This window comes from Kitasatospora xanthocidica (assembly GCF_014656195.1).
In the GTDB taxonomy this organism is placed as follows: Bacteria; Actinomycetota; Actinomycetes; order Streptomycetales; family Streptomycetaceae; genus Kitasatospora; species Kitasatospora xanthocidica.
On record NZ_BNBY01000005.1, the window covers coordinates 434,909 to 457,415 of the forward strand.

Annotated in this window: 13 protein-coding genes and 1 pseudogene; all 14 read left to right on the plus strand. The window is 73.7% G+C overall.

Annotated features, from left to right (window positions below; genetic code table 11):
* Window positions 1-82: 82 nt before the first annotated feature.
* A pseudogene (locus IE332_RS12270) lies at window positions 83-1,825 on the plus strand (putative bifunctional diguanylate cyclase/phosphodiesterase); the annotation flags it as partial.
* 244 nt (window positions 1,826-2,069) lie between these two features.
* Window positions 2,070-2,366: an Asp-tRNA(Asn)/Glu-tRNA(Gln) amidotransferase subunit GatC gene (gene gatC, locus IE332_RS12275; RefSeq protein ID WP_030057414.1), complete on the plus strand. Its 297-nt coding sequence runs from the start codon at window positions 2,070-2,072 to the stop codon at window positions 2,364-2,366.
* 5 nt (window positions 2,367-2,371) lie between these two features.
* A complete protein-coding gene (gene gatA / locus IE332_RS12280; RefSeq protein ID WP_189915814.1) occupies window positions 2,372-3,865 on the plus strand; it encodes an Asp-tRNA(Asn)/Glu-tRNA(Gln) amidotransferase subunit GatA in 1,494 nt (497 codons plus the stop codon).
* Window positions 3,862-4,122, plus strand: coding sequence for a hypothetical protein (locus IE332_RS12285; RefSeq protein WP_229928540.1), 261 nt, complete (start codon window positions 3,862-3,864; stop codon window positions 4,120-4,122). Before gatA ends, IE332_RS12285 begins: the two co-directional genes overlap by 4 nt.
* Before the next feature lie 83 nt (window positions 4,123-4,205).
* Window positions 4,206-5,714, plus strand: coding sequence for an Asp-tRNA(Asn)/Glu-tRNA(Gln) amidotransferase subunit GatB (gatB, locus tag IE332_RS12290; RefSeq protein ID WP_189915815.1), 1,509 nt, complete (start codon window positions 4,206-4,208; stop codon window positions 5,712-5,714).
* Window positions 5,715-5,978: 264 nt separating this feature from the next.
* Window positions 5,979-6,137: a hypothetical protein gene (locus IE332_RS12295; RefSeq protein WP_189915816.1), complete on the plus strand. Its 159-nt coding sequence runs from the start codon at window positions 5,979-5,981 to the stop codon at window positions 6,135-6,137.
* 134 nt (window positions 6,138-6,271) lie between these two features.
* Complete coding sequence (locus IE332_RS42210; RefSeq protein ID WP_308437556.1) at window positions 6,272-9,319, plus strand: helix-turn-helix transcriptional regulator; 3,048 nt, start codon at window positions 6,272-6,274, stop codon at window positions 9,317-9,319.
* A 451-nt stretch (window positions 9,320-9,770) separates the two neighbouring features.
* Entirely contained in the window at window positions 9,771-12,734 is a 2,964-nt protein-coding gene (locus IE332_RS12305; RefSeq protein WP_189915871.1) for a putative bifunctional diguanylate cyclase/phosphodiesterase, read from the plus strand.
* 326 nt (window positions 12,735-13,060) lie between these two features.
* On the plus strand, window positions 13,061-14,914 hold the full coding sequence (locus IE332_RS12310; RefSeq protein WP_189915818.1) for an acetolactate synthase large subunit: 1,854 nt from the start codon (window positions 13,061-13,063) through the stop codon (window positions 14,912-14,914).
* Window positions 14,915-14,948: 34 nt separating this feature from the next.
* On the plus strand, window positions 14,949-15,473 hold the full coding sequence (gene ilvN, locus IE332_RS12315; RefSeq protein ID WP_030057405.1) for an acetolactate synthase small subunit: 525 nt from the start codon (window positions 14,949-14,951) through the stop codon (window positions 15,471-15,473).
* Between the two features lie 109 nt (window positions 15,474-15,582).
* Window positions 15,583-16,581 carry a ketol-acid reductoisomerase gene (gene ilvC / locus IE332_RS12320; protein ID WP_189915819.1) on the plus strand — a complete coding sequence of 333 codons (999 nt, stop codon included), beginning with the start codon at window positions 15,583-15,585 and terminating at the stop codon, window positions 16,579-16,581.
* 253 nt (window positions 16,582-16,834) lie between these two features.
* Window positions 16,835-18,421: a phosphoglycerate dehydrogenase gene (serA, locus tag IE332_RS12325; RefSeq protein ID WP_373313710.1), complete on the plus strand. Its 1,587-nt coding sequence runs from the start codon at window positions 16,835-16,837 to the stop codon at window positions 18,419-18,421.
* Window positions 18,422-18,718: 297 nt separating this feature from the next.
* Window positions 18,719-18,880, plus strand: coding sequence for a hypothetical protein (locus tag IE332_RS12330; RefSeq protein ID WP_189915821.1), 162 nt, complete (start codon window positions 18,719-18,721; stop codon window positions 18,878-18,880).
* 223 nt (window positions 18,881-19,103) lie between these two features.
* Window positions 19,104-22,475 carry a S8 family serine peptidase gene (locus tag IE332_RS41855; RefSeq protein WP_189915822.1) on the plus strand — a complete coding sequence of 1,124 codons (3,372 nt, stop codon included), beginning with the start codon at window positions 19,104-19,106 and terminating at the stop codon, window positions 22,473-22,475.
* The last annotated feature ends 32 nt before the right edge of the window (window positions 22,476-22,507 follow it).

The window sequence follows — 22,507 nt, forward strand, 5'->3', positions numbered from 1 at the left end:
CCGACGGAGGACAGGGCTTATGGATCGTACGACCGGCGGTGCGCCCACACGCCCGCCGCAGGGGGTGGCGGGTGCGGTCCTGCTGCTCGGCGTGCTGCTGGCCGGAGCCGCGCCGCTCATCCCGCTGGCCGTCCTGGTCTACCGGTACGAACCCGAGCTGCTGCCGCTGTTCGCGGTGCCCCTGGCCGTGCTGGTGGCGGCCTGGCGGATCGCCCGGGACCGCGCCCGCGACCAGCTGACCGACCCGCTGACGGACCTGCCCAACCGTCAGGCCCTGCTGCTGGCCGCCCAGGAGGCGATCGCCGAGTGCGACCAGGGCTACAGCGTCGGTCTCATCCTGCTTGACCTCGATCGATTCCGATCACTCAACGACACACTAGGTCATACGGCTGGTGACCGGCTGCTGGTTCACATCGCCCGCCGGCTGCACCGCGCGCTGCGCTCCGGCGGCCCGGCCGGCAGCCCCACCCGGGAGTCCATCGACGACGTCTTCGCCGGGCTGCCCCGGCACTACCGGCGCGGCCGCCCGATGGTGGCCCGGATGGGCGGCGACGAGTTCGCCGTCCTGCTGCCCGGCATCAACTGCCCGGACAGCCTGGAACGGGTCGCCAAGGCGCTGATCACCGAACTCGCCGCCCCGATCCGGCTGGACGGGCTGCTGCTCGTCCTGGAGGCCACCGGCGGCGTCTGCGTCTACCCGCAGCACGCCCAGGACGCCGAGTCCCTGCTGCGCCGGGCCGACGTCGCGATGGGCCACGCCCAGCGCGGCTGCCACGGCGTCGCCCAGTACGACGAGACCCAGGACGCCGACACCCCGTACCGGATCGGGCTGCTCGGCGACCTGCGGCGGGCCCTGGAGACCGGCGAGGTGCAGCTGCACTACCAGCCGAAGGTGGCCTTCGACGGCCGGGTGGTCGGCCTGGAGGCGCTGCTGCGCTGGGACCGCCCCGGCCAGGGCCGGGTCTCCCCGGACGAGTTCGTCGGGCTCGCCGAGTCCAGCGGGCTGATGCCCCGGCTCACCGACTACGTGCTGGAGGCGGCGGTCGGCCAGCTCGCGTACTGGCGCGACCAGGGCCTCCAGGTGCAGGTCGCGGTCAACGTCTCGCCGCGGGACGTGCTCAACCCCGGCTTCGCCCAGCGCGTCGCCGGCCATCTCGTGCGCCACCAGGTGCCGGCCCACGCGCTCCAGCTGGAGATCACCGAGCGGCTGCTGCTGGACGACTCCCGGCGGGCCGCCGACACCCTCGCGGAGCTGCGCGGCTACGGCGTCGGGATGTCCCTGGACGACTTCGGCACCGGACACTCCTCGCTGGTGCGGCTGCGCAGCCTGCCGGTCGGCGAGCTGAAGATCGACCGCTCCTTCGTCTCCCGGATGGTCGCCGACGACCACGACGCGGCGGTGGTCCGCTGCTCGGTGGAGCTCGCCCACTCGCTGGGCCTGACCGTGGTCGCCGAGGGCGTCGAGGACGACGAGACCTGGGAGCGGCTGCACTGCATGGGCGTGGACGCCGTCCAGGGCTGGCTGGTGTCGGCGGCGCTGCCGGCCGAGCAGGCCACCGCCTGGTTGCGGGTGCACCGCACCGGCGCCCCGCCGGTGGAGCGGCTGGGCGCGCCGCCCCGGTGGCGGGCCGGCCTCCAGCCGGTCCAGGGGGGCAAGCCGGTGGTCCAGCCGGCCGGCCCGCCGGTGCTGCCGCCGACGCTCCCGCCCGTCCTGCCGCCGGTCCTGCCCCCCGTGCTGCCGCCCGTGGTCCAGGCGGTGCAGGCCGCGCAGCTGGAGATCAAGGCGCCGGGGCCGCAGAGTTGGGCCCCCTCCCGCCCGCAGTGAGGCACCCGGCGGCGGGGCCGCCGGGAACACCCGGGGGCATCCGGGGGACACCGGGACGGACACCCCGCTCCGGCAGTGACGGGCACCTCGGCTCACTCGTTGGCCGGTGGCCGGGCCGGGCCCCATAGGATGGGGTCCAAAGACCATGAGGACGGAGCGCCGAACCAGGCTGCTCCTGCCCGGGCCCGGCACCGCTCGCAAGGCACCGCCGGGTCTCACCAGAACTCACCCTGAGGATCGCTGCATGCCTGGCATCACGCGCGAGGAGGTCGCCCACCTCGCCCGGCTGTCGCGTCTTGAGCTGAAGCCCGAAGAGCTGGACCACTTCGCCGAGCAGCTCGACGTGATCATCGGCGCGGTCGCCCGCGTTTCCGAGGTCGCCGGACAGGACGTCCCGCCGACCTCCCACCCGCTGCCGCTGACCAACGTCATGCGCGCGGACGAGGTGCGGCCCTCGCTCACCCCGGAGCAGGCGCTGTCCGGCGCCCCCGCCGCCGAGGAGCAGCGTTTCCGTGTGCCGCAGATCCTCGGGGAGGACTGACCGAGATGACCGAGCTGATCAAGTACACCGCCGCGGAGACCGCGGGCGCCATCGCCAAGGGTGAGGTGTCGGCCGTCGAGGTCGCACAGGCGCACCTGGACCGCATCGACGCCGTCGACAAGAAGGTCAACGCCTTCCTGCACGTCGACACCGACGGCGCGCTGGCCGCGGCCAGGGCCGTCGACGAGAAGCGCGCCAAGGGCGAGGAGCTGGGCCCGCTGGCCGGCGTCCCGCTCGCGCTGAAGGACGTCTTCACCACCAAGGGCGTCCCGACCACCTGCGGCTCCAAGATGCTCGAGGGCTGGATCCCGCCCTACGACGCCACGCTGACGACCCGTCTCAAGGACGCCGGCGTCGTCATCCTGGGCAAGACCAACATGGACGAGTTCGCGATGGGCTCCTCCACCGAGAACTCCGCCTACGGCCCGACCGGCAACCCGTGGGACCTCACCCGCATCCCCGGCGGCTCCGGCGGCGGTTCGGCCGCCGCGCTGGCCGCCTTCGAGGCCCCGCTGGCGATCGGCACCGACACCGGCGGCTCGATCCGCCAGCCGGGCGCCGTCACCGGCACCGTCGGCGTCAAGCCGACCTACGGCTCGGTGTCCCGCTACGGCCTGGTCGCCTTCTCCAGCAGCCTGGACCAGGGCGGCCCGTGCGCCCGCACCGTGCTGGACGCGGCGCTGCTGCACGAGGCCATCGCCGGGCACGACCCGCTGGACTCCACCTCGATCGACGCGCCGGTCCCGGCCGTGGTCGAGGCCGCGCGGATGCGCGACGTCCGCGGCATGCGGATCGGCGTGGTCAAGGAGTTCGCCGGCGAGGGCTACCAGGCCGGCGTGATGCAGCGCTTCGACGAGTCGGTGGAGCTGCTGCGCGAGCTGGGCGCCGAGGTCGTCGAGGTCTCCTGCCCGTCGTTCACCCTGGCGCTGCCGGCGTACTACCTGATCGCGCCCAGCGAGTGCTCCTCCAACCTGGCCCGCTTCGACGCGATGCGCTACGGCCTGCGGGTCGGCGACGACGGCACCCGCTCGGCCGAGGAGGTCACCGCGCTGACCCGCGAGGCCGGCTTCGGCGACGAGGTCAAGCGCCGCATCATCCTGGGCACCTACGCCCTGTCCTCGGGCTACTACGACGCCTACTACGGCTCGGCCCAGAAGGTCCGCACGCTCATCTCGCGGGACTTCGACACCGCCTTCGCCGGCGTGGACGTGCTGGTCTCGCCGACCACGCCGACCACCGCCTTCCCGATCGGCGAGCGCGCCGACGACCCGATGGCGATGTACCTGGCCGACCTGTGCACGATCCCGTCGAACCTGGCGGGCAACGCGGCCATGTCGCTGCCGGTCGGCCTCGCTCCGGAGGACAATCTCCCGGTCGGCCTGCAGATCATCGCGCCCGCGATGGCGGACGACCGCCTGTACCGCGTGGGCGGCGCCGTCGAGGCCGCACTCAACGACAAGTGGGGGCACACCCTGCTGGAGGAGGCACCGGCACTGTGAGCAAGATCGAGAAGGCGAAGTCCCAGTCCGCTTCGCTGAAGGGCTTCAAGCACTCCAAGCCCGGTCTGTGGCTGTCCATCGGCACCAGCGCCTTCGGCGCGATCTCCGTGGTCAAGGACGTCCGCAAGGCCCGCGAGGAGAGCGACACCCTCAAGCTGGTCAACGCCCTGGTCGGCGCGGCCGCGCTGGTCACCGGCACCGCCCTGCTGGTGCGCGAGCTGCGCCGGCTGGGCTCCGACGACGTGCTGCTGGGCTGAGCCGAGCCGAGTGCCCAGGCCCGGCCCCGCGTGAGCGGCGGCCGGGCCCGTACCTCCCGAGTCTTTAGTTGAGAAGGGACGCTGTGAGCGTCATGACCCTGGTCTCCTACGAGGACGCTCTGGCGTCGTACGACCCGGTGATGGGCCTTGAGGTCCACGTCGAGCTCGGTACCAAGACCAAGATGTTCTGCGGCTGCTCGACCGAGCTGGGTGCCGAGCCGAACAGCCAGACCTGCCCGACCTGCCTGGGCCTGCCGGGCTCGCTGCCGGTGGTCAACGCGATCGGCGTGGAGTCGGCCGTCAAGATCGGCCTGGCGCTGAACTGCGACATCGCCGAGTGGTGCCGGTTCGCGCGGAAGAACTACTTCTACCCGGACATGCCCAAGAACTTCCAGACCTCGCAGTACGACGAGCCGATCGCCTTCAACGGCTACCTCGACGTGCAGCTGGAGGACGGCTCGACCTTCCGCGTGGAGATCGAGCGCGCCCACATGGAGGAGGACACCGGCAAGTCCAGCCACGTCGGTGGCGCGACCGGCCGCATCCACGGCGCCACCCACTCGCTGCTGGACTACAACCGGGCCGGCATCCCGCTGATCGAGATCGTCACCAAGCCGATCGAGGGCGCCGGCGAGCGCGCCCCCGAGGTCGCCAAGGCGTACGTGGCCGAGCTGCGCGAGGTCATCCGCTCGCTCGGCGTCTCCGAGGCCCGGATGGACAAGGGCCAGATGCGCTGCGACGTCAACCTGTCGCTGCGCCCGAACGGCACCGAGACCTTCGGCACCCGCTCGGAGACCAAGAACGTCAACTCGCTGCGCAGCGTCGAGCGGGCCGCCCGGTACGAGATCCAGCGGCACGCCACGGTGCTGACCGACGGCGGCACCATCGTCCAGGAGACCCGCCACTTCCACGAGGACAACGGCACCACGACCTCGGGCCGGATCAAGGACAACGCCGAGGACTACCGCTACTTCCCCGAGCCGGACCTGGTGCCGGTGGCCCCCGCCCGCGCGTGGGTCGAGGAGCTGCGCGCCGCCCTGCCCGAGCTGCCGCGGGTGCGCCGCGCCCGGCTGCAGGCCGAGTGGGGCCTCACCGACAAGGACATGCAGTCCGTCCTGAACGCCGGTGCGGTGGAGCTGATCCAGGAGACCATCGCGGCCGGTGCCCCGGCCGACCAGGCCCGCAAGTGGTGGCTGGGCGAGCTGGCCCGTCGCGCCAACGAGACCGGCACCGAGCTGAGCGAGCAGCCGATCACCCCGGTGCAGGTCGCCCGGGTCGCCGCGCTGGTCGCCGAGGGCAAGCTGAACGACAAGCTGGCCCGCCAGGTCATCGAGGGCGTGCTGGCCGGCGAGGGCGAGCCGGACGAGATCGTCGAGAAGCGCGGCCTGGCCGTGGTCTCGGACGACTCCGCGCTGGGCGAGGCGGTGGACAAGGCCATCGCTGAGAACGAGGCGATCGCCGCCAAGATCCGTGACGGCAAGGTCCAGGCCGTGGGCGCGCTGGTCGGCGCGGTCATGAAGGCCACCCGCGGCCAGGCGGACGCCGCCCGCGTGAAGGACCTGATCTTCGAAAAGCTGGGCGTCTCCGGCTGAGCGGGCTCCCGATCGGGGGCGCCTAGGCCGCTAGGCCTGTCTTCCTAAGGCATCTAAGGCGTCTAAGTCCCTCTAAGTAAGGCCTAAGGCCCGGTCTCACCTCCGTAATGGGGTGAGGCCGGGCCTTAAACCTTTCCCGGGCCCCGATCTAAGGCATCCGGGCCCCGGAAGATCGGGCACGCTCCCGATGCCGCACCCCCCACTGGGAGAGGAAGCTCTTACCTGTCAGCGAAACGCAGTGAAGACCCGCAGGGGGAACCGAAGATGATCGAGTACCAGACCTTCCAGCAACAGGCCCACGAGCTCGTGGCCCAGGCCGAGCACGAGCGCCTGGTGCGCGAGGCCAAGGAGGCCCGCCGGCTGCGGCAGCGCCCGGTGGCCGCCCGCTTCTCGCGGCGCCCCGTTCGTCGGCCCGAATGCTGACGGCACGGCACCAGGACGGTGCCGACGGAGTTCCGGAGGGGGAGACGCTGCGTGTGAGCGTCTCCCCCTCCGGGCGTTCGCCGGGGGAGATATCCTCTCGGCCGGTCCCCACCGGCTATGGCATGCTCGCCTCCATGCAGCAGATATCGGTCAGCCCCGTCTTCGTCGGCCGTGGCAGCGAGATCACCGAACTGACCGACGCGCTGCGCCGGGCGGGCACCGGCAGCCCGCAGGCCGTACTGATCGGCGGCGAGGCCGGCGTCGGCAAGACCCGGCTGCTGGAGGAGTTCCTGCAGCGCGCCGCCGACCGGGGCGCGGTCACCACGCTCGGGGGCTGTCTGGAGGTCGGCGCCGAGGGCCTGCCGTACGCGCCGCTGGCCGCCGCGCTGCGCCGGCTGCACCGCTCGCTGGGCACCGAGTTCGAGACCGCAGCGGCCGGCAGCGAGGGCCACCTCGCCCGACTGCTCTCCGAGTTCGGCGAGGCGGACGGCGAACCGAACGACGAGTACGGCCGGGCCCGGCTGTTCGAGCACACCGCGAGGCTGTTCGAACGGCTCGGCGCGGAGCGTACCCTCGTCCTCGCCGTCGAGGACCTGCACTGGTCCGACCGCTCCACCCGCGAGCTGCTCGCCTTCCTGGTGCGCACCCTGCACCGCTCCCGGGTCCTGCTGGTCGCCACCTACCGCAGCGACGACCTGCACCGCCGGCACCCGCTGCGCCCCTTCCTCGCCGAGCTCGAACGGCTGCGCACCGTCCAGCGCCTGGAGCTGGAGCGGTTCGTCCGCCGCGAGGTGGCCGCCCAGCTGGCCGGCATCCTCGGCACCGCCACCCCCGACCGCCAGCTGGTGGACCGGATCCACCGCCGCTCGGAGGGCAACCCCTTCTTCGTCGAGGAACTGGCCACCGCCTTCGAGGACGGCTGCGGCGCCGGGCTGACCGACTCGCTGCGGGACATCCTGCTGGTGCGGGTCGAGGGCCTGGACGAGGAGGCCCAGCGGGTGGTGCGGATCGCCGCCGAGGGCGGCTCGCACGTCGAACACGCCCTGCTGGCCGCCGTCCTGGACGACGACGAGGAGGCGCTGATCGAGGCGCTGCGGTCGGCCGTCGGCGCCAACATCCTGCGCCCGGACAGCGAGGGCGAGGGCTACCGGTTCCGGCACGCGCTGGTCCGCGAGGCGGTCTCGGACGACCTGCTGCCCGGCGAACGCCACCGGATCAACCGCAAGTTCGCGCTCGCCGTGGAGGCCCAGCCGCAGCTGGTCTCCTCCGACGCGCTGCCGGCCCGGCTGGCCAACTACTGGTACCACGCGCACGACCCGGCCCGCGCCCTGCCGACCGCCCTGGACGCCGCCCGCGCGGCCCGTCGGCGCAACGCCTTCGCCGAGCAGCTGGGCATGCTGGAACGGGCCCTGGAGCTGTGGGACCTGGTCTCCGAGGACGTGCTGGCGCACACCCTGCGCCCGTACGACTGGGCCGAGACCTACCCGCCCGGCTCCTGCGACCACAGCGCCGCCGACGAGGAGTGCGACCGGATCCAGCTGGAGGACGTACTGGCCGAGGCGGTGGTCGCGGCCCGGCGCAGCGGCGACCGCGAGCGCGGCCTGAGCCTGGCCAAGCGCGGGCTGCGGCTGGTCGACGAGACGGTGCACCCGGTGCGCGCGGCCTGGTTCAGGATCAACCGGGCCCGGATGCTGGGCAGCCTGCGCCGCTCCGGCGACGAGGCGGAGATCGGCCACGCGCTGCGGCTGGTGGAGCAGCTGCCGCCGTCCGCCGTGCAGGCCGAGGTGCTCGCGCTCGGGGCCGGCTCGGCGATGCTCAAGCAGCCCGGGCCGGAGCACCTCGAACTCGCCGAGCGGGCGATCCGGATCGCCGTGGAGGTCGGCGCGCACTCGGTCGAGGTGCACGCCCGGATGACCCTCGGCGGCCTGCGCTACGACCTGCACGGTGACGCCGAGGGCGGGCTCGCCGAGCTCGCCGGGGCGGTCGAGCGGGCCCGCCGGCTGGGCGTGCCGGATCTGCTGCTGCGCGGCCTCAACAACCTGTCCAGCATGCAGCGCGGGCTGGGCCGGGCCGAGGAGGCCGTCCGGCTGGCCCGCGAGGGCCTGGAGTTCGCGGACGGCAACGGCCTGCTGCGCAACGTCGGCACCATCCTGACCGGCAACCTGGTCGAGGCGCTGACCGACCTCGGGCGGGCGACGGAGGCCGCCGAGGTGCTCGCCGCCTGCGAGCTGACCAGTCTGAGCGGCACCCACGCCGAGTTCCTGGACCGGATGCGCGGCGAACTCGCCCTGCTGCAGGGCGACCTGCCCACCGCGGCGACCATGCTGGCGCAGGCCAGGGCGGCCAACCGGGTCGGCCAGGTCCAGCACAGCCTGCCGATCAGCCGGCTGGCCGTGCGGCTCGCCGCCCTCGGCGGCCGGCCGCTGGAGGCCCGGGCCGAACTGCTCGCCGCGCTGGCGGGGGAGGGGCGGCTCGGCCACGAGTCCGACGTCTACCCGCTGCTGGCCGAGGCCGCCGGGGTGGAGGCGGACACCAGGGGCCTGCCGGAGGCCGAGGCGGGCCGGGCCGGGGCGCTGGCCGCGATCCGGAGGGCGGCCGACGGGCTGCGGCCCCGGGCGCCGCTGCACCACGGCTGGGCCCGGCTGCTGGAGGCCGAACTGGCCCGTGCCGAGGGCGCCGACACCGCCGCGCAGTGGGCCACGGCGGTCGAGGCGCTGCGCCCGACCGGCCTGCCGCACCCGCTGGTGCTCGCCCTGCTGCGGGCCGGCGAGGCCGAGGTCCGGGACGGGCGGCGCGAGGCCGGGGCCGAACTGCTGCGCGAGGCGGCCGAACTGGCGACCGTACGGGGGGACCGGGTGCTGACGGGGCAGATCACCGGCCTCGCCGAGCGAGCCGGGCTGAACCTCGCCCCCGCCGAGCGCCCGGGGGCGGAGCCGACGCCGGCCACGACCGCCGCCGACTCCTTCAACCTCACCCCCCGTGAGCGGGACGTGCTCCGGTTGCTCGCGCGCGGCTGGACCAACCGGCAGATCGCCGAGGAGCTGTACATCTCTCCGAAGACCGCGAGCGTGCACGTCTCCAACATCCTGGGCAAGCTCGCGGTCGGCGGCCGGGGCGAGGCGGCCGCGCTGGCGCACCGGCTGCGGCTGTTCCCGGAGGACCAGGTCGCGCCGGGCCGCTGAGACCGGGCCGTTGAGACCGGGCCCCGCCGCCGGGAGTCCGAGGACGGGCCCCGCGGCGGGGCGCTGCCGCGTGCTCCCGTGCGCGCCGCGTGTGCCCCCGCCCGCGCGCCGCCGCCAACCGGGCCGATCCGTCGGAATCCGGGACATTCGCCCACCCTCCCGCCATTACTCTAAGTTGAGTGTGCGTGTCATTGAGTGACGGAATTGGTGTAGGGTCGATTGCGGGAGCATCGGTGCGGTGCGGCGGCCCGCAGGCCGCCCACCCCCTGGGCCGCCGTCCTGACGGGGCGCCAGGCCGCCGCGTACGGCCGAGAGGTGCGCGGCCGGTGGCCCGTGGCCGGGGCGCGAGGCCCCGGGCCGGAGGGGGAGAGGCCGAGTGAGCTCCACCGATACGGTGTTGCCCGGAGCCGGACGCCCGGGCGCACCGCCCGCCGACACGTCCGCCGTCGACATGCCCGCGCCGCCCGTCCGCCGCGGCCCGCTGCGCCGGCTCCGGGAGAGCCGCACGCTGCCCGGACTGGTCCTGGGCGCGCTCTGCCTGGCCTACGCCATGGGCGCCGCCACCGGCTGGGGATCCGGCCAACTGTCCATCTTCATGGGTGACTTCGGCCTGGCGGCGGCGGCCCTCGCGGCCGCGCTGTCCTGCCTGGTGTACGGCTGCACGGTCGGCGGCCACGCCCGCCCGGCCTGGCTGCTGTTCGGCCTCTCCTCGCTCACCGTCGCCTTCGGCAACGGCACCTGGGGCTGGTACGAGCTGGTGCTGCGCGTCCAGCGGCCGCAGGACTCGCTCGCCGTGTACGCCTTCCTGCTGTTCGCCCCGCTCGCCATCACCGGCCTCATGGTGCTCGCCCAGCGCCCGCGCTCCGCGGCCGGCTGGCTCTGCCTGCTGCTCGACGGCTGGCTGATCGCGGGCTCGCTGTTCACCCTCAGCTGGAGCCTGGCGCTCGGCCGGATCGCGGCCGGGGAGAGCGGTTCCCCGCTGCGGCTGGCCCTCAACCTGGCCTACCCGGTGCTGGACATCCTGCTGGTCAGCCTGGTGGTCGGGCTGCGCTTCGGCGGCCGGGACGGCAACCGGGCGGCGGTGCACACCGCGATGGTGGCGCTCGCCGTCACCGTGGTGTGCGACGCCCTGTTCACCTCCCCGGAACTGCGCAGCAGCTACCACTCCGGCTCACTGCTGGACGCCGGCTGGTTCTCCGGCAGCCTGTTGCTCGCCTGGGCGCCGTGGTCGCGGCGCTGGCGCCGCCCGCTGCGCGAGCACCCCTCGGCCGGCGGTCTGCCGCGCCGCCGGGTGGCCACCACCTTCAGCGCGCTCACCCCGTACGCGGCCGCCGCGGTCTGTACCGCCGGCATCCTCTACAACGCCCTCGGCGGGCGCGAGCTGGACCGCGTGGTGGCCGCGGCCGCGTGCACCGTCGGGCTGGCACTGATCCTGAGGCAGGGCGTGATGCTGCTCGACAACCTCTCGCTGGCCCAGGAGCTCGCCCACAAGGAGGCGCACTTCCGTTCCCTGGTGCAGGGGTCCAGCGACGTCATCATGATCGCCGGCGCGAACGGCGTGCTCTCCTACGTCTCCCCGGCCGCGCTCGGCGTGTACGGGCGGGACCCGGAGGAGCTGGTCGGCGGCAACCTGCTGGACCTGGTCCACCCCGAGGACGTGGGCCGGGTGCTCTCCGAGGTCCGCCGCTACCTCGCCCGGGTCCGGCTCACCGCCCACCGGGTCCGCGGCGCCGTCGAGCCCTCGGCCCGGGTGGAGTGCCGGATCAGCTCCGGCGGCGGCGAGTGGCTGCACGTGGAGTCCACGGTGAGCCGGCACCGCGACGGGCTGCTGCTCAACAGCCGGGACGTCACCGAACGCGTCATGCTCCAGGCCCAGTTGCAGCACAACGCGTTCCACGACCCGCTCACCGACCTGCCCAACCGGGCGCTGTTCACCCAGCGGCTGCGGGCCGCCCTCGGCGCCCGCGGCCAGCAGGGCGGGACGGGCGCCGGGATCGCCGTGCTCTTCCTCGACCTGGACGGCTTCAAGGCGGTCAACGACTCGGCCGGGCACCAGGTCGGCGACGAGCTGCTGGTGCAGGCCGCCCGCCGGCTGCAGGGCGCCGTCCGCTGCGGGGACACCGTCGCCCGCTTCGGCGGCGACGAGTTCGCCGCGCTGGTGTGCGGCCCGCTCGGCCGCCTGCAGGTCCAGGAGCTGGCCGAGCGGCTGCGGGTGGCGCTCTCCGAGCCGTACTGGATCGGCGGCGCCGAACTCGGTGTCGCCGCCAGCATCGGCATCGCCTTCGGCACCCCCGAACGCGGCCCCGCCGCCGACCCCAGGGCCGCCGCCGACGAACTGATGCGCAACGCCGACCTGGCGATGTACCGGGCCAAGTCCGAGGGCAAGGGCCGGGTGGTGCTCTACAGCCCCGCGATGCGGGCCGACCTGGAGCGCCGCACCGAGCTGGAGGAACGGCTGAGACTCGCCGTCCGGGAGGGCGGCTTCACCCTGCTCCACCAGCCCCTGGTGGACCTGGCCACCGGCGCCGTGACCGGTGTCGAGGCGCAGGCCCGCTGGCGCTCGGCGGGCGGGCTGCTGCTCACCCCGGCCGAGTTCCTGCGCTCCGCCGAGCACGGCGACGCGGCCACCCGGTTCGCCCGCTGGCTGGTCCGCGAGACGGTCGTCGCGGCCGTCGCCCGCCGGGGCCGGCTCGGCCGGGGCCACCCCGGGCCGGAGCCCGTCCCGGTGGCCGTCCGGTTCAGCGCCGAGCGGCTCTGCTCGCCCGGCCTGTACGAGACGGTGGCCGCCGTGCTGCGCGACAGCGGGCTGCCGGCCGGCCAACTGGTGATCGAGGTGGCCCGGATGGGGCCGGACTCGCTCGCCGACGAGCTCGGCCGCCGGCTGGCCGCGCTGCGCCGGCTCGGCGTCTCCACCTGGCTGGCCGGCTACGGCGCCGGCGGCGGTTCGCTCGGCGCCCTCGCCCGGCTGCCCCTGGACGGTCTGAAGCTGGACCGGACGCTGGTCCGGGACCTGGGGGAGTCCCCGCTGGCCCGCACGCTCGCCGGGCACGCCCTGCGGCTCGGCCGCGACCTCGGGATGGCCACCGCCGCCGAGGGGGTGGACCTGCCCCGCCAGGTCGCCGTGCTGCAGGAGCTCTGCTGCGGGCAGGCCCAGGGTTCGGCCTTCGCCCCGCCGCTGGACGAGCCCCGGCTGCGCCGCGCGCTGGCCCGCCGCGGTTACCCGCTGCCGAAGCCGCTCGGCCCGCCCCCCGGCCGGCGGCCGTACCTCGCCGCGGACACCCGGACGAGTGGCCGCCCGGACGCCGCGCCGGGACGTGTCGTACATCACCACGGTGGCTCTGACCTGCCCGAACACCGTGCCGCCGCTGGTCCGGGAGGGGGTCCGCATGGCGAGACGGTCATCCCACCTGCTTGACACGCCACCCTGGACGGGAGGAAGGTCGTTGCCATGCGCACCCGAATTCTCGTACTTGGCGGGCGCGTCGGCTGACAGGGCTCGCACGCCCTGCTCGTGACAGACCGACGCGCCACCCCTCGCATGCCCTTGGGCACGAGGGGTTTTTTGTTGCACTGACGCTGTTCCATCCCGCAAGACCCCTGGCTTCGACCGCCCGAAAACGTCCGACTCGTCGGAATGAGCGGGACGATTGAGGCAGAGCCGGCGATCGACCCGGACCGGGACCCCACCCTCGCAGCAGGGGCCCGCAGCCGGGTCGGCAAGAACCGAGAAGAGACAGGCAGATGACCGAGCACGCCGCATCCCCCCGCCGCGGGGACAACCCGGCCGCCAACGCTCCCGCTCCCCAGCACGTCGTCGAGACCATGACCGGCGCCCAGTCGCTCATCCGCTCGCTGGAGGCCGTGGGCGCGGACACCGTCTTCGGCATTCCGGGCGGGGCCATCCTTCCCGCGTACGACCCGCTGATGGACTCCGCCAAGGTGCGCCACATCCTGGTCCGGCACGAGCAGGGCGCCGGCCACGCCGCCACCGGGTACGCGCAGGCCACCGGCAAGGTCGGCGTCTGCATGGCCACCTCCGGCCCGGGCGCGACCAACCTGGTCACCCCGATCGCCGACGCCTACATGGACTCCGTGCCGATCGTCGCGATCACCGGCCAGGTCTCCTCCAAGGCGATCGGCACCGACGCCTTCCAGGAGGCGGACATCTGCGGCATCACGATGCCGATCACCAAGCACAACTACCTGGTCACCGACCCGGCCGAGATCCCCCGGGTGATCGCCGAGGCGTTCCACATCGCCGCCACCGGCCGCCCCGGCCCGGTCCTGGTCGACATCGCCAAGGACGCGCTGCAGGCGACCACCACCTTCCGCTGGCCGGTCGAGGCCGCGCTGCCCGGCTACCGCCCGGTCACCAAGCCGCACGCCAAGCAGATCCGCGAGGCCGCGAAGATGCTGGTCGGCGCGAAGCGCCCGGTGCTGTACGTCGGCGGCGGCGTGATCAAGGCCCGGGCCACCGCCGAGCTGCGGATCCTCGCCGAGCTGACCGGCGCCCCGGTGGTCACCACCCTGATGGCGCTCGGCGCCTTCCCGGACAGCCACCCGCAGCACCTGGGCATGCCCGGCATGCACGGCTCCGTCCCCGCCGTCACCGCCCTGCAGAAGTCCGACCTGCTGTTCACCCTCGGCGCCCGCTTCGACGACCGCGTCACCGGCAAGCTGGACGGCTTCGCCCCGTACGCCAAGATCGTCCACGCCGACATCGACCCGGCCGAGATCGGCAAGAACCGCCCGGCGGACGTCCCGATCGTCGGTGACGCCCGCGAGGTGCTCGCCGACCTGATCGTCGCCGTCCAGGCGGAGTTCGACGCCGGCCACAAGGGCGACTACACCGAGTGGTGGGAGAAGCTCGACGAGTGGAAGAAGACCTACCCGATCGGCTACGAGCCGGCCCCGGGTGACGAGCTCTCGCCGCAGCAGGTCATCGAGCGGATCGGGCAGCTGGTCGGCCCCGAGGCGATCTACGCCGCGGGCGTGGGCCAGCACCAGATGTGGAGCTCGCAGTTCATCCGGTTCGAGAAGCCGGGCACCTGGCTCAACTCCGGCGGCGCCGGGACCATGGGCTACGCCGTCCCCGCGGCGATGGGCGCCAAGGCCGGCCGCCCGGAGGCCCAGGTCTGGGCCATCGACGGCGACGGCTGTTTCCAGATGACCAACCAGGAACTGGTCACCTGCGCCCTGAACGGCATCCCGATCAAGGTCGCGGTCATCAACAACGGCTCGCTGGGCATGGTCCGGCAGTGGCAGACGCTCTTCTACAACCAGCGCTACTCCAACACCGTGCTGCACGCCGGCCCGGGCCACGACGGCATCGAGCCGCCGGCCCAGGGCACCCGGATCCCGGACTTCGTCCTGCTGTCCGAGGCGATGGGCTGCGTGGGCCTGCGCTGCGAGCGCCCCGAGGACCTCGACGACGTCATCCGGCAGGCGATGGAGATCGACGACCGCCCGGTCGTCATCGACTTCATCGTCCACCAGGACGCCATGGTCTGGCCGATGGTCGCGGCCGGCACCAGCAACGACGAGATCCAGTTCGCCAAGGGCGTCCGCCCCGACTTCGGCGACGACTCCGACTGATCCCGACCTCTACCCAGAACGACTGAGGAACCACATGTCCAAGCACACCCTCTCCGTCCTGGTCGAGAACAAGCCCGGCGTGCTCGCCCGCATCGCCTCGCTGTTCTCCCGTCGGGGCTTCAACATCGACTCCCTCGCCGTCGGCCCGACCGAGCACCCGGACGTCTCCCGGATGACGATCGTGGTCAACGTCGAGGACCTCCCGCTGGAACAGGTCACCAAGCAGCTCAACAAGCTCGTGAACGTGATAAAGATCGTCGAGCTCGACCAGGCCGCTGCGATCCAGCGGGAACTGGTCCTGGTGAAGGTCCGCGCCGACAACGAGACCCGGTCGCAGATCGTCGAGATCGTCCAGCTGTTCCGTGCCAAGACCGTCGACGTGTCGCCCGAGGCGGTGACCATCGAGGCCACCGGCAGCTCGGACAAGCTGGAGGCCATGCTCCGGATGCTGGAGCCTTACGGCATCAAGGAGTTGGTCCAGTCCGGCCTGGTCGCCATCGGCCGCGGCGCCCGTTCGATCACGGACCGCTCGCTGCGCGCCCTCGACCGCAGCGCGTGAACAGTGCGAGACGGTGACCGTCTCACCTTCTGAGAGCAAAGACCCCGACCCCGCCGGGTGCGCCTACCGTAGGAACCCCGGCAACCATCACGCAAGGAGATGTGCCCCCGTGGCCGAGCTGTTCTACGAAGACGACGCCGACCTGTCCATCATCCAGGGCCGCAAGGTCGCGGTCATCGGCTACGGCAGCCAGGGCCACGCCCACGCGCTGTCCCTGCGCGACTCCGGCGCCGACGTCCGGGTCGGCCTGAAGCCGGACTCGAAGTCCCGTGCCAAGGCGGAGGAGGCCGGCCTGCGCGTCGTCACCCCGGCCGAGGCCGCGGCCGAGGCCGACGTCATCATGATCCTGGTCCCGGACCCGATCCAGGCCGACGTCTACGAGGCGGACATCGCCCCGCACCTGAAGGCCGGCGACGCCCTGTTCTTCGGCCACGGCCTGAACATCCGCTTCGGCTTCATCAAGCCCCCGGCGGACGTCGACGTCTGCATGGTCGCCCCGAAGGGCCCGGGCCACCTGGTCCGCCGCCAGTACGAGGAGGGCCGCGGCGTCCCGGCGATCGTCGCCGTCGAGCAGGACGCCTCGGGCAACGCCTTCGCCCTGGCGCTGTCGTACGCCAAGGGCCTGGGCGCCACCAAGGCCGGCGTCATCAAGACCACCTTCACCGAGGAGACCGAGACCGACCTGTTCGGTGAGCAGGCCGTCCTCTGCGGTGGCACCGCCGCCCTGGTGAAGGCCGGGTTCGAGACCCTGGTCGAGGCCGGCTACCAGCCGGAGATCGCCTACTTCGAGTGCCTGCACGAGCTGAAGCTGATCGTCGACCTGATGTACGAGGGCGGCCTGGAGAAGATGCGCTGGTCGGTCTCCGAGACCGCCGAGTGGGGCGACTACGTCACCGGCCCGCGGATCATCACCGCCGACACCAAGGCCGAGATGAAGAAGGTCCTCGAGGAGATCCAGGACGGCACCTTCGCCAACACCTGGATCGCCGAGTACAAGGCCGGCCTGCCCAAGTACAACGAGTACAAGAAGGCCGACGAGGACCACCTGCTGGAGACCACCGGCAAGAAGCTGCGCTCGCTGATGAGCTGGGTCAACGAGAAGGCCTGAGCCTTCCCCGACCGCCCGCTTCCGGCAGGCTTGATTTTGTAACGCCCTTGTACAAGTCGGCTGCTCTCGTCCGGGTGATTTCGCCGGACGGGAGCAGCTTGCTACCCAGCCCGTCGATACACTCCGAGTGCGCGTCAGGCCCACAGCGTCGTGCGTCTACCTACGCGGCATGCCACCTTCCCCCGTCCTTCCACGCCACCTACGTGCCGGGGGAACCGCAGAGCAGAGTTAAGGACACACTGTCGTGAGCACTGTGACATCCAAGACCGCCGTCGTTCTGATCGCCGAAGAGCTGTCGCCCGCCACCGTGGACGCCCTCGGCCCCGATTTCGAGATCCGCCACTGCAACGGCGCCGACCGCACCGAGCTGCTCACCGCGATCGCCGACGTGGACGCGATCCTGATCCGCTCCGCCACCAAGGTCGACGCCGAGGCGCTGGCCGTCGCCCGCAAGCTCAAGGTGGTCGCCCGGGCCGGCGTCGGCCTGGACAACGTGGACGTCGCCGCCGCCACCAAGGCCGGCGTGATGGTCGTCAACGCGCCGACCTCCAACATCGTCACCGCCGCCGAACTCGCCTGCGGCCTGCTGATCTCCGTCGCCCGCAACATCGCGCCGGCCAACGCCGCGCTCAAGCAGGGCGAGTGGAAGCGCAACAAGTACACCGGCGTCGAGCTGAGCGAGAAGACCCTCGGCGTCGTCGGCCTCGGCCGGATCGGCGTCCTGGTCGCCCAGCGGATGTCCGCGTTCGGGATGAAGATCGTCGCGTACGACCCCTACATCCAGGCCGCCCGCGCCGCGCAGATGGGCGTCAAGCTGGTCACCCTGGAGGAGCTGCTGGAGGTCTCGGACTTCATCACCGTCCACCTCCCCAAGACCCCCGAGACCATCGGCCTGATCGGCGACGAGGCGCTGCACAAGGTCAAGCCGACCGTACGCATCGTCAACGCCGCCCGCGGCGGCATCGTGGACGAGGAGGCGCTCGCCAGCGCGCTGCGCGAGGGCCGGGTGGCCGGCGCCGGCCTGGACGTGTACGCCAAGGAGCCGTGCACCGACTCCCCGCTGTTCGGCTTCGACAACGTGGTCGCCACCCCGCACCTGGGCGCCTCCACCGACGAGGCGCAGGAGAAGGCCGGCATCGCGGTCGCCAGGTCGGTGCGCCTCGCGCTCGCCGGCGAGCTGGTGCCGGACGCCGTGAACGTCCAGGGCGGCGTGATCGCCGAGGACGTCCGCCCGGGCCTGCCGCTCGCCGAGAAGCTCGGCCGGATCTTCACCGCGCTGGCCGGCGAGGTGGCCGTCCGACTGGACGTCGAGGTCCGCGGCGAGATCACCCAGCACGACGTGAAGGTGCTCGAACTGTCGGCCCTGAAGGGCGTGTTCGAGGACGTCGTGGCGGAGACGGTGTCCTACGTCAACGCCCCGCTGTTCGCCCAGGAGCGCGGCGTCGAGGTCCGGCTGACCACCTCCAGCGAGAGCCCCGAGCACCGCAACGTGATCACCGTGCGCGGCACTCTCGCGGACGGCGAGGAGATCGCCATCTCCGGCACGCTGGCGGGCCCCAAGCAGACCCAGAAGATCGTCGGCGTGGACGCCTTCGACGTGGACGTGGCGCTCACCGACCACATGGCCTTCTTCAAGTACGAGGACCGCCCCGGCGTGGTCGGCGTGCTCGGCCGCCACCTCGGCGACGCGGGCATCAACATCGCCGGCATGCAGGTCGCCCGCGAGGGCGGCGGCGCGCTGGCCTCCATCACCGTGGACAGCCAGATCCCGCAGGACGTCCTGACGGTGATCGCCGCCGAGATCGGCGCCCGCTTCGCGCGCTCGGTCGACCTGGGCTGATCCCAGCGCGAGTGCTTCGCCCCGGGCAGGGCCCGGACCACCGTTCGAACGGTGGTCCGGGCCCTGCTGCGTTCTCCCGGGTGACTCCCGTCTCAGATACTAGGAAATCCAAGTATTCGTGCAGACACGGCCGGGGCGGGGTCGTACCGTGGAAGGGCCATACGGTGTGCCGCCCCTGTAGCCAGGGCGCGCGGCCCGTGTGCGCGTGCGCCATCACAGGCGGGTGACCCCTGCCTCGCGTGCTCCTCTCCCGTTCCATGCCGCGCCGTCGAGCGCGCCGCTTCCAAGGAGCCCGGTATGTCTCCCACCGCCGACCGCCACGCCACCCCCGCCCCCGCCGCCACCTCCGTCCGCGCCCCGCGCCGCCGTCGGGCCGCCGAGCGGAACCCCTTCGCGGCCGCCGCCCTGCAGCGCTCGCTGGACCGCCGGGACAACGGTGGCGTGACCGGCCACCACTGAGCGGTCCTGTTCTCGCGATTGTCGTCCGAATAGGCCGTGCGGGCTGACGGCGCGTCACTCCGTAGAGTGCAACTTGCGGCTGTCCGAGCGAAGTTGCTCGTGCTCGGTGGCGAGATCATCCTAATTTGGGGCCCCCGGAAGGGTGATCGACGTCCGCGCGGGCGGGTGTCAGCGACCTCCTCGGTGTGCGGATCATCCCCCCTTGCCGGGGAGAGGGTCCCTCGTGCGACTGCCACCTGTCCGCCGTCCGCTCGCCCGGATCGGTCTCACCCTGACGCTGCTGGCCGCTGCGTTCGTTCCCAGCAGCGCCCTGCTCGCCGCGACCCCGGCGTCCGCCGGCCCACCGCCGACCGGACCACCCGGCGCGGGATCGTCGCGGGGCGGCCGAACCACCTCCGTCCTGCTCGAACTCGCCACCGAGGCGGCCGGCCCCGCCTGGCGGCGCGCCGCCGACGGGGCCCGGCGCGAGCGGCGCTCCCCGGAGGCCGTCCGCCGGGAGTCCGCGCGGGCCGGGGCCGCCCAGCGGGCCCGGGCCGGAGACGCGCTCGACCGGCTCGCCGACGCCGTCCACCGGGCGGCGCCCGACACCCGGGAGCTCTACCGCACCCGCACCCTGCTCACCGGCCTCGCGGTCAGCGCGCCCGCCGGCCGGCTGTCCGCGCTGCGGGCGCTGCCCGGCGTCCGGGCCGTCCACCCGATCGTCGTCAAGCGGCGCGACAACGCCTACTCCGTCCCGCTGACCGGCGCCCCGCAGGTCTGGGCCGGTGACCCGGCGCCCGCCGGCAACACCGGGCAGGGCGTGCGGATCGGCATCATCGACAGCGGCATCGACTACACCCACGCCGACTTCGGCGGCCCCGGCACCGAGGAGGCGTTCCGCTCGGTCGAGCGCGGCAAGCCCGCGCCGGCCGCGCTGTTCCCCACCGCCAAGGTGATCGGCGGCAAGGACCTGGTCGGCGACGACTACGACCCCGACCCGTCCTCCCCGCGCCACCAGCCGGTGCCGCACCCCAGCGACAACCCGCTCGACTGCGACCGCAACGGGCACGGCACCCACGTCGCCGGCACCGCGGCCGGGTACGGCGTCACCGCCGACGGCCGCCCGTACACCGGTCCGTACGGGCCCGGACTGGACCCGGCCGGGTTCAGGATCGGCCCCGGCGCCGCCCCCGGTGCCCAGCTGTACGCGATCCGGGTGTTCGGCTGCGACGGCTCCACCGACCGGCTCGCCCAGGCCCTCGACCTGGCCGCCGACCCCGACGGCGACGGAGACCTGGCCGACCGGCTGGACGTCGTCAACCTCTCGCTCGGCAGCCGCTTCGGCAGCACCGACGACACCGACGCGCTGGCCGTCGACCGGCTCGCCGCGCTGGGCACCGTCGTGGTCGCGGCCGCCGGCAACGAGGGCGACGTGTACGGTATCGGCGGCAGCCCCGGCACCGCCGCCCGGGCGATCACCGTCGCCGCCTCCGTCCACGGGCACGCCGACGTGGACGGCATCACCGTGCTCGAACCGGCCGCCCTGGCCGGGGTCGTCCCGGCGCACTGGAGCGAGCGCTACCAGGGCTGGGCCACCGCCGAGGTCAGCGGCGAACTCGCCCTGCCCGCCGACCAGTCGGACGGCTGCGCGGCCTTCGGCGAGGCCGACCGGCAGCGGCTGGCCGGGAAGGTCGCGCTGCTCGCCTGGAAGACCAGTGACGCCGACCGGCCCTGCAACTCCGGCCCGCGCGCCGACCACGTCGCCGACGCGGGCGCGATCGGCGCGGTCTACGCCGCCGACAGCGACCACCTCGCCGAGATCGCCGGCAACGACCGGGTGCCCGTCGCCCTGCTGGCCCGCGCCGACGGCGAGCGCCTGCGGCAGTCCGCGGCCGCCGGGCCGACCAGGGTCCGGCTCGCCGCCCCCGGCAACCCGCTGCACGGCTCCGTCGCGCAGAACCAGCCGGCCCGGGCCGACACCCTGACCGACTTCACCTCGCGCGGCACCGGCGTGCCCGGCGTGCTCAAGCCCGACCTGGCGGCCCCCGGCGAGACCATCTGGTCCGCCCTGGTCGGCAGCGGCACCGGCGGCCAGCGCGAGAACGGCACCTCCATGGCCACCCCGCACGTGGCCGGGCTCGCCGCGCTGGTCCGCGCCGCGCACCCGGACTGGCCGGTCGAGCAGCTCAAGGCCGCGCTGATGAACACCACCACGGACACCTACCTCGGCGACGACCACAGCGGACCGGTCTACGGGCCCGAGCGCACCGGCGCCGGGCGGGTCCGGGTCGACCAGGCGGTCCGCACCCCCGTCGTCGCCTACGCGGCGGGCCAGGGCGCCGAGGAGGGCGGCGTCGGGGTCTCCTTCGGGCCGGTCGAGGTCGGCGGGCCGACCGCGCTCGGCCGGGAGATCGAGGTCCGCAACCACTCGGACGCCCCGGTGAGCTACCGCACCGGCTACGCGGCGGCCACCGAACTGCCCGGCGCCTCGTTCGAGGTGACGCCGGACCGGGTCGACGTCCCGGCCGGCGGCACCGCCCGGGTGCGGGTGACGCTGTCCGTCCCCGGGGAGCTGGGCCGCGCGCCCGACCCGACCATCGCCACCGTCCAGGCCGGACACCCGCGCAGCTACCGGGGAGAGCTCTCCGGCCGGGTGCTGCTGACGCCGGTCGCCGACGACGCCCTGCCGCGGCTGCGGGTCCCGGTGCTCGCCGCCCCGCGGCCCACCAGCGACCTCGCGGCGACGGCCGCCGTCCGTGCCCCGCGGGGCGGCAGCCTCGTCACGGTCGGCGGCGGCGCCGCCCCCGGCGCGGCGCCCGGGCTGGTCACCGCCCTCGCCCTCGGCGGCGAGGCGGCCCGCTGGGCCGACTGCCCGCCCGGCAGCGGCGCCGCCGTCGGGCCGGGCGCGGGCATCCGGCCCGAGGACGCGGGGGAGGAGGCCGGCGCCGCGCAGGACGTCTGCGTCGAGCACCCCGGCGAACGGTCCGCGAACCTGCGCGCGGCCGGCGCCGCCGTCGACTCCGAACTGCTCTACGTGGGCGTGCAGTTGTGGGCCCCCGCGGTCACCCCGGTCGGGCTGTACGGCGTCCGGGCCGTGCTGGACACCGACGGGGACGGCAGCACCGACGTCATCCTCAAGGCCGACCGGCTGCGCGGCAGCGACGTCCTGGTCTCCCGGGCCCTCGACGCCCGGACCGGCGCCGAACTCGACGTCCAGCCGCTCAACGCCCGCTGGGGCGACACCGACACCGCGCTGCTGGACAGCGACGTGCTCCTGCTGCCCGTCAAGCTGAGCGCCCTGCCCGGCGTCGGCCCCGGCCACAGCACCGTCCGCTACGGCGTCTGGACCGGCGCCGCGACCGCCGGCACCCCGGAGGTGGCCGAGGCCTACTCCGCCATCGGCCTGCGCGGCACCCGCCCGGACGTCCCGCTGGACGTCCTGCACCCCGCGCTCGCCGCCCGGGCCGGCCTCGACGGCCCCCCGGCCGTGCTGGCCCCCCTCGGCCCCGGCACCGTCCTCGACGTGCGCCGCACGGCCGGCACCGGCGGCAGGCTCCTGCTGCTGCACCACCTCAACGCCGACGGCCGCCGGGCCCAGGTGCTCACCCTGCCCTGACCCGACACCCGTACCTCCGGGGCGGCCCACCG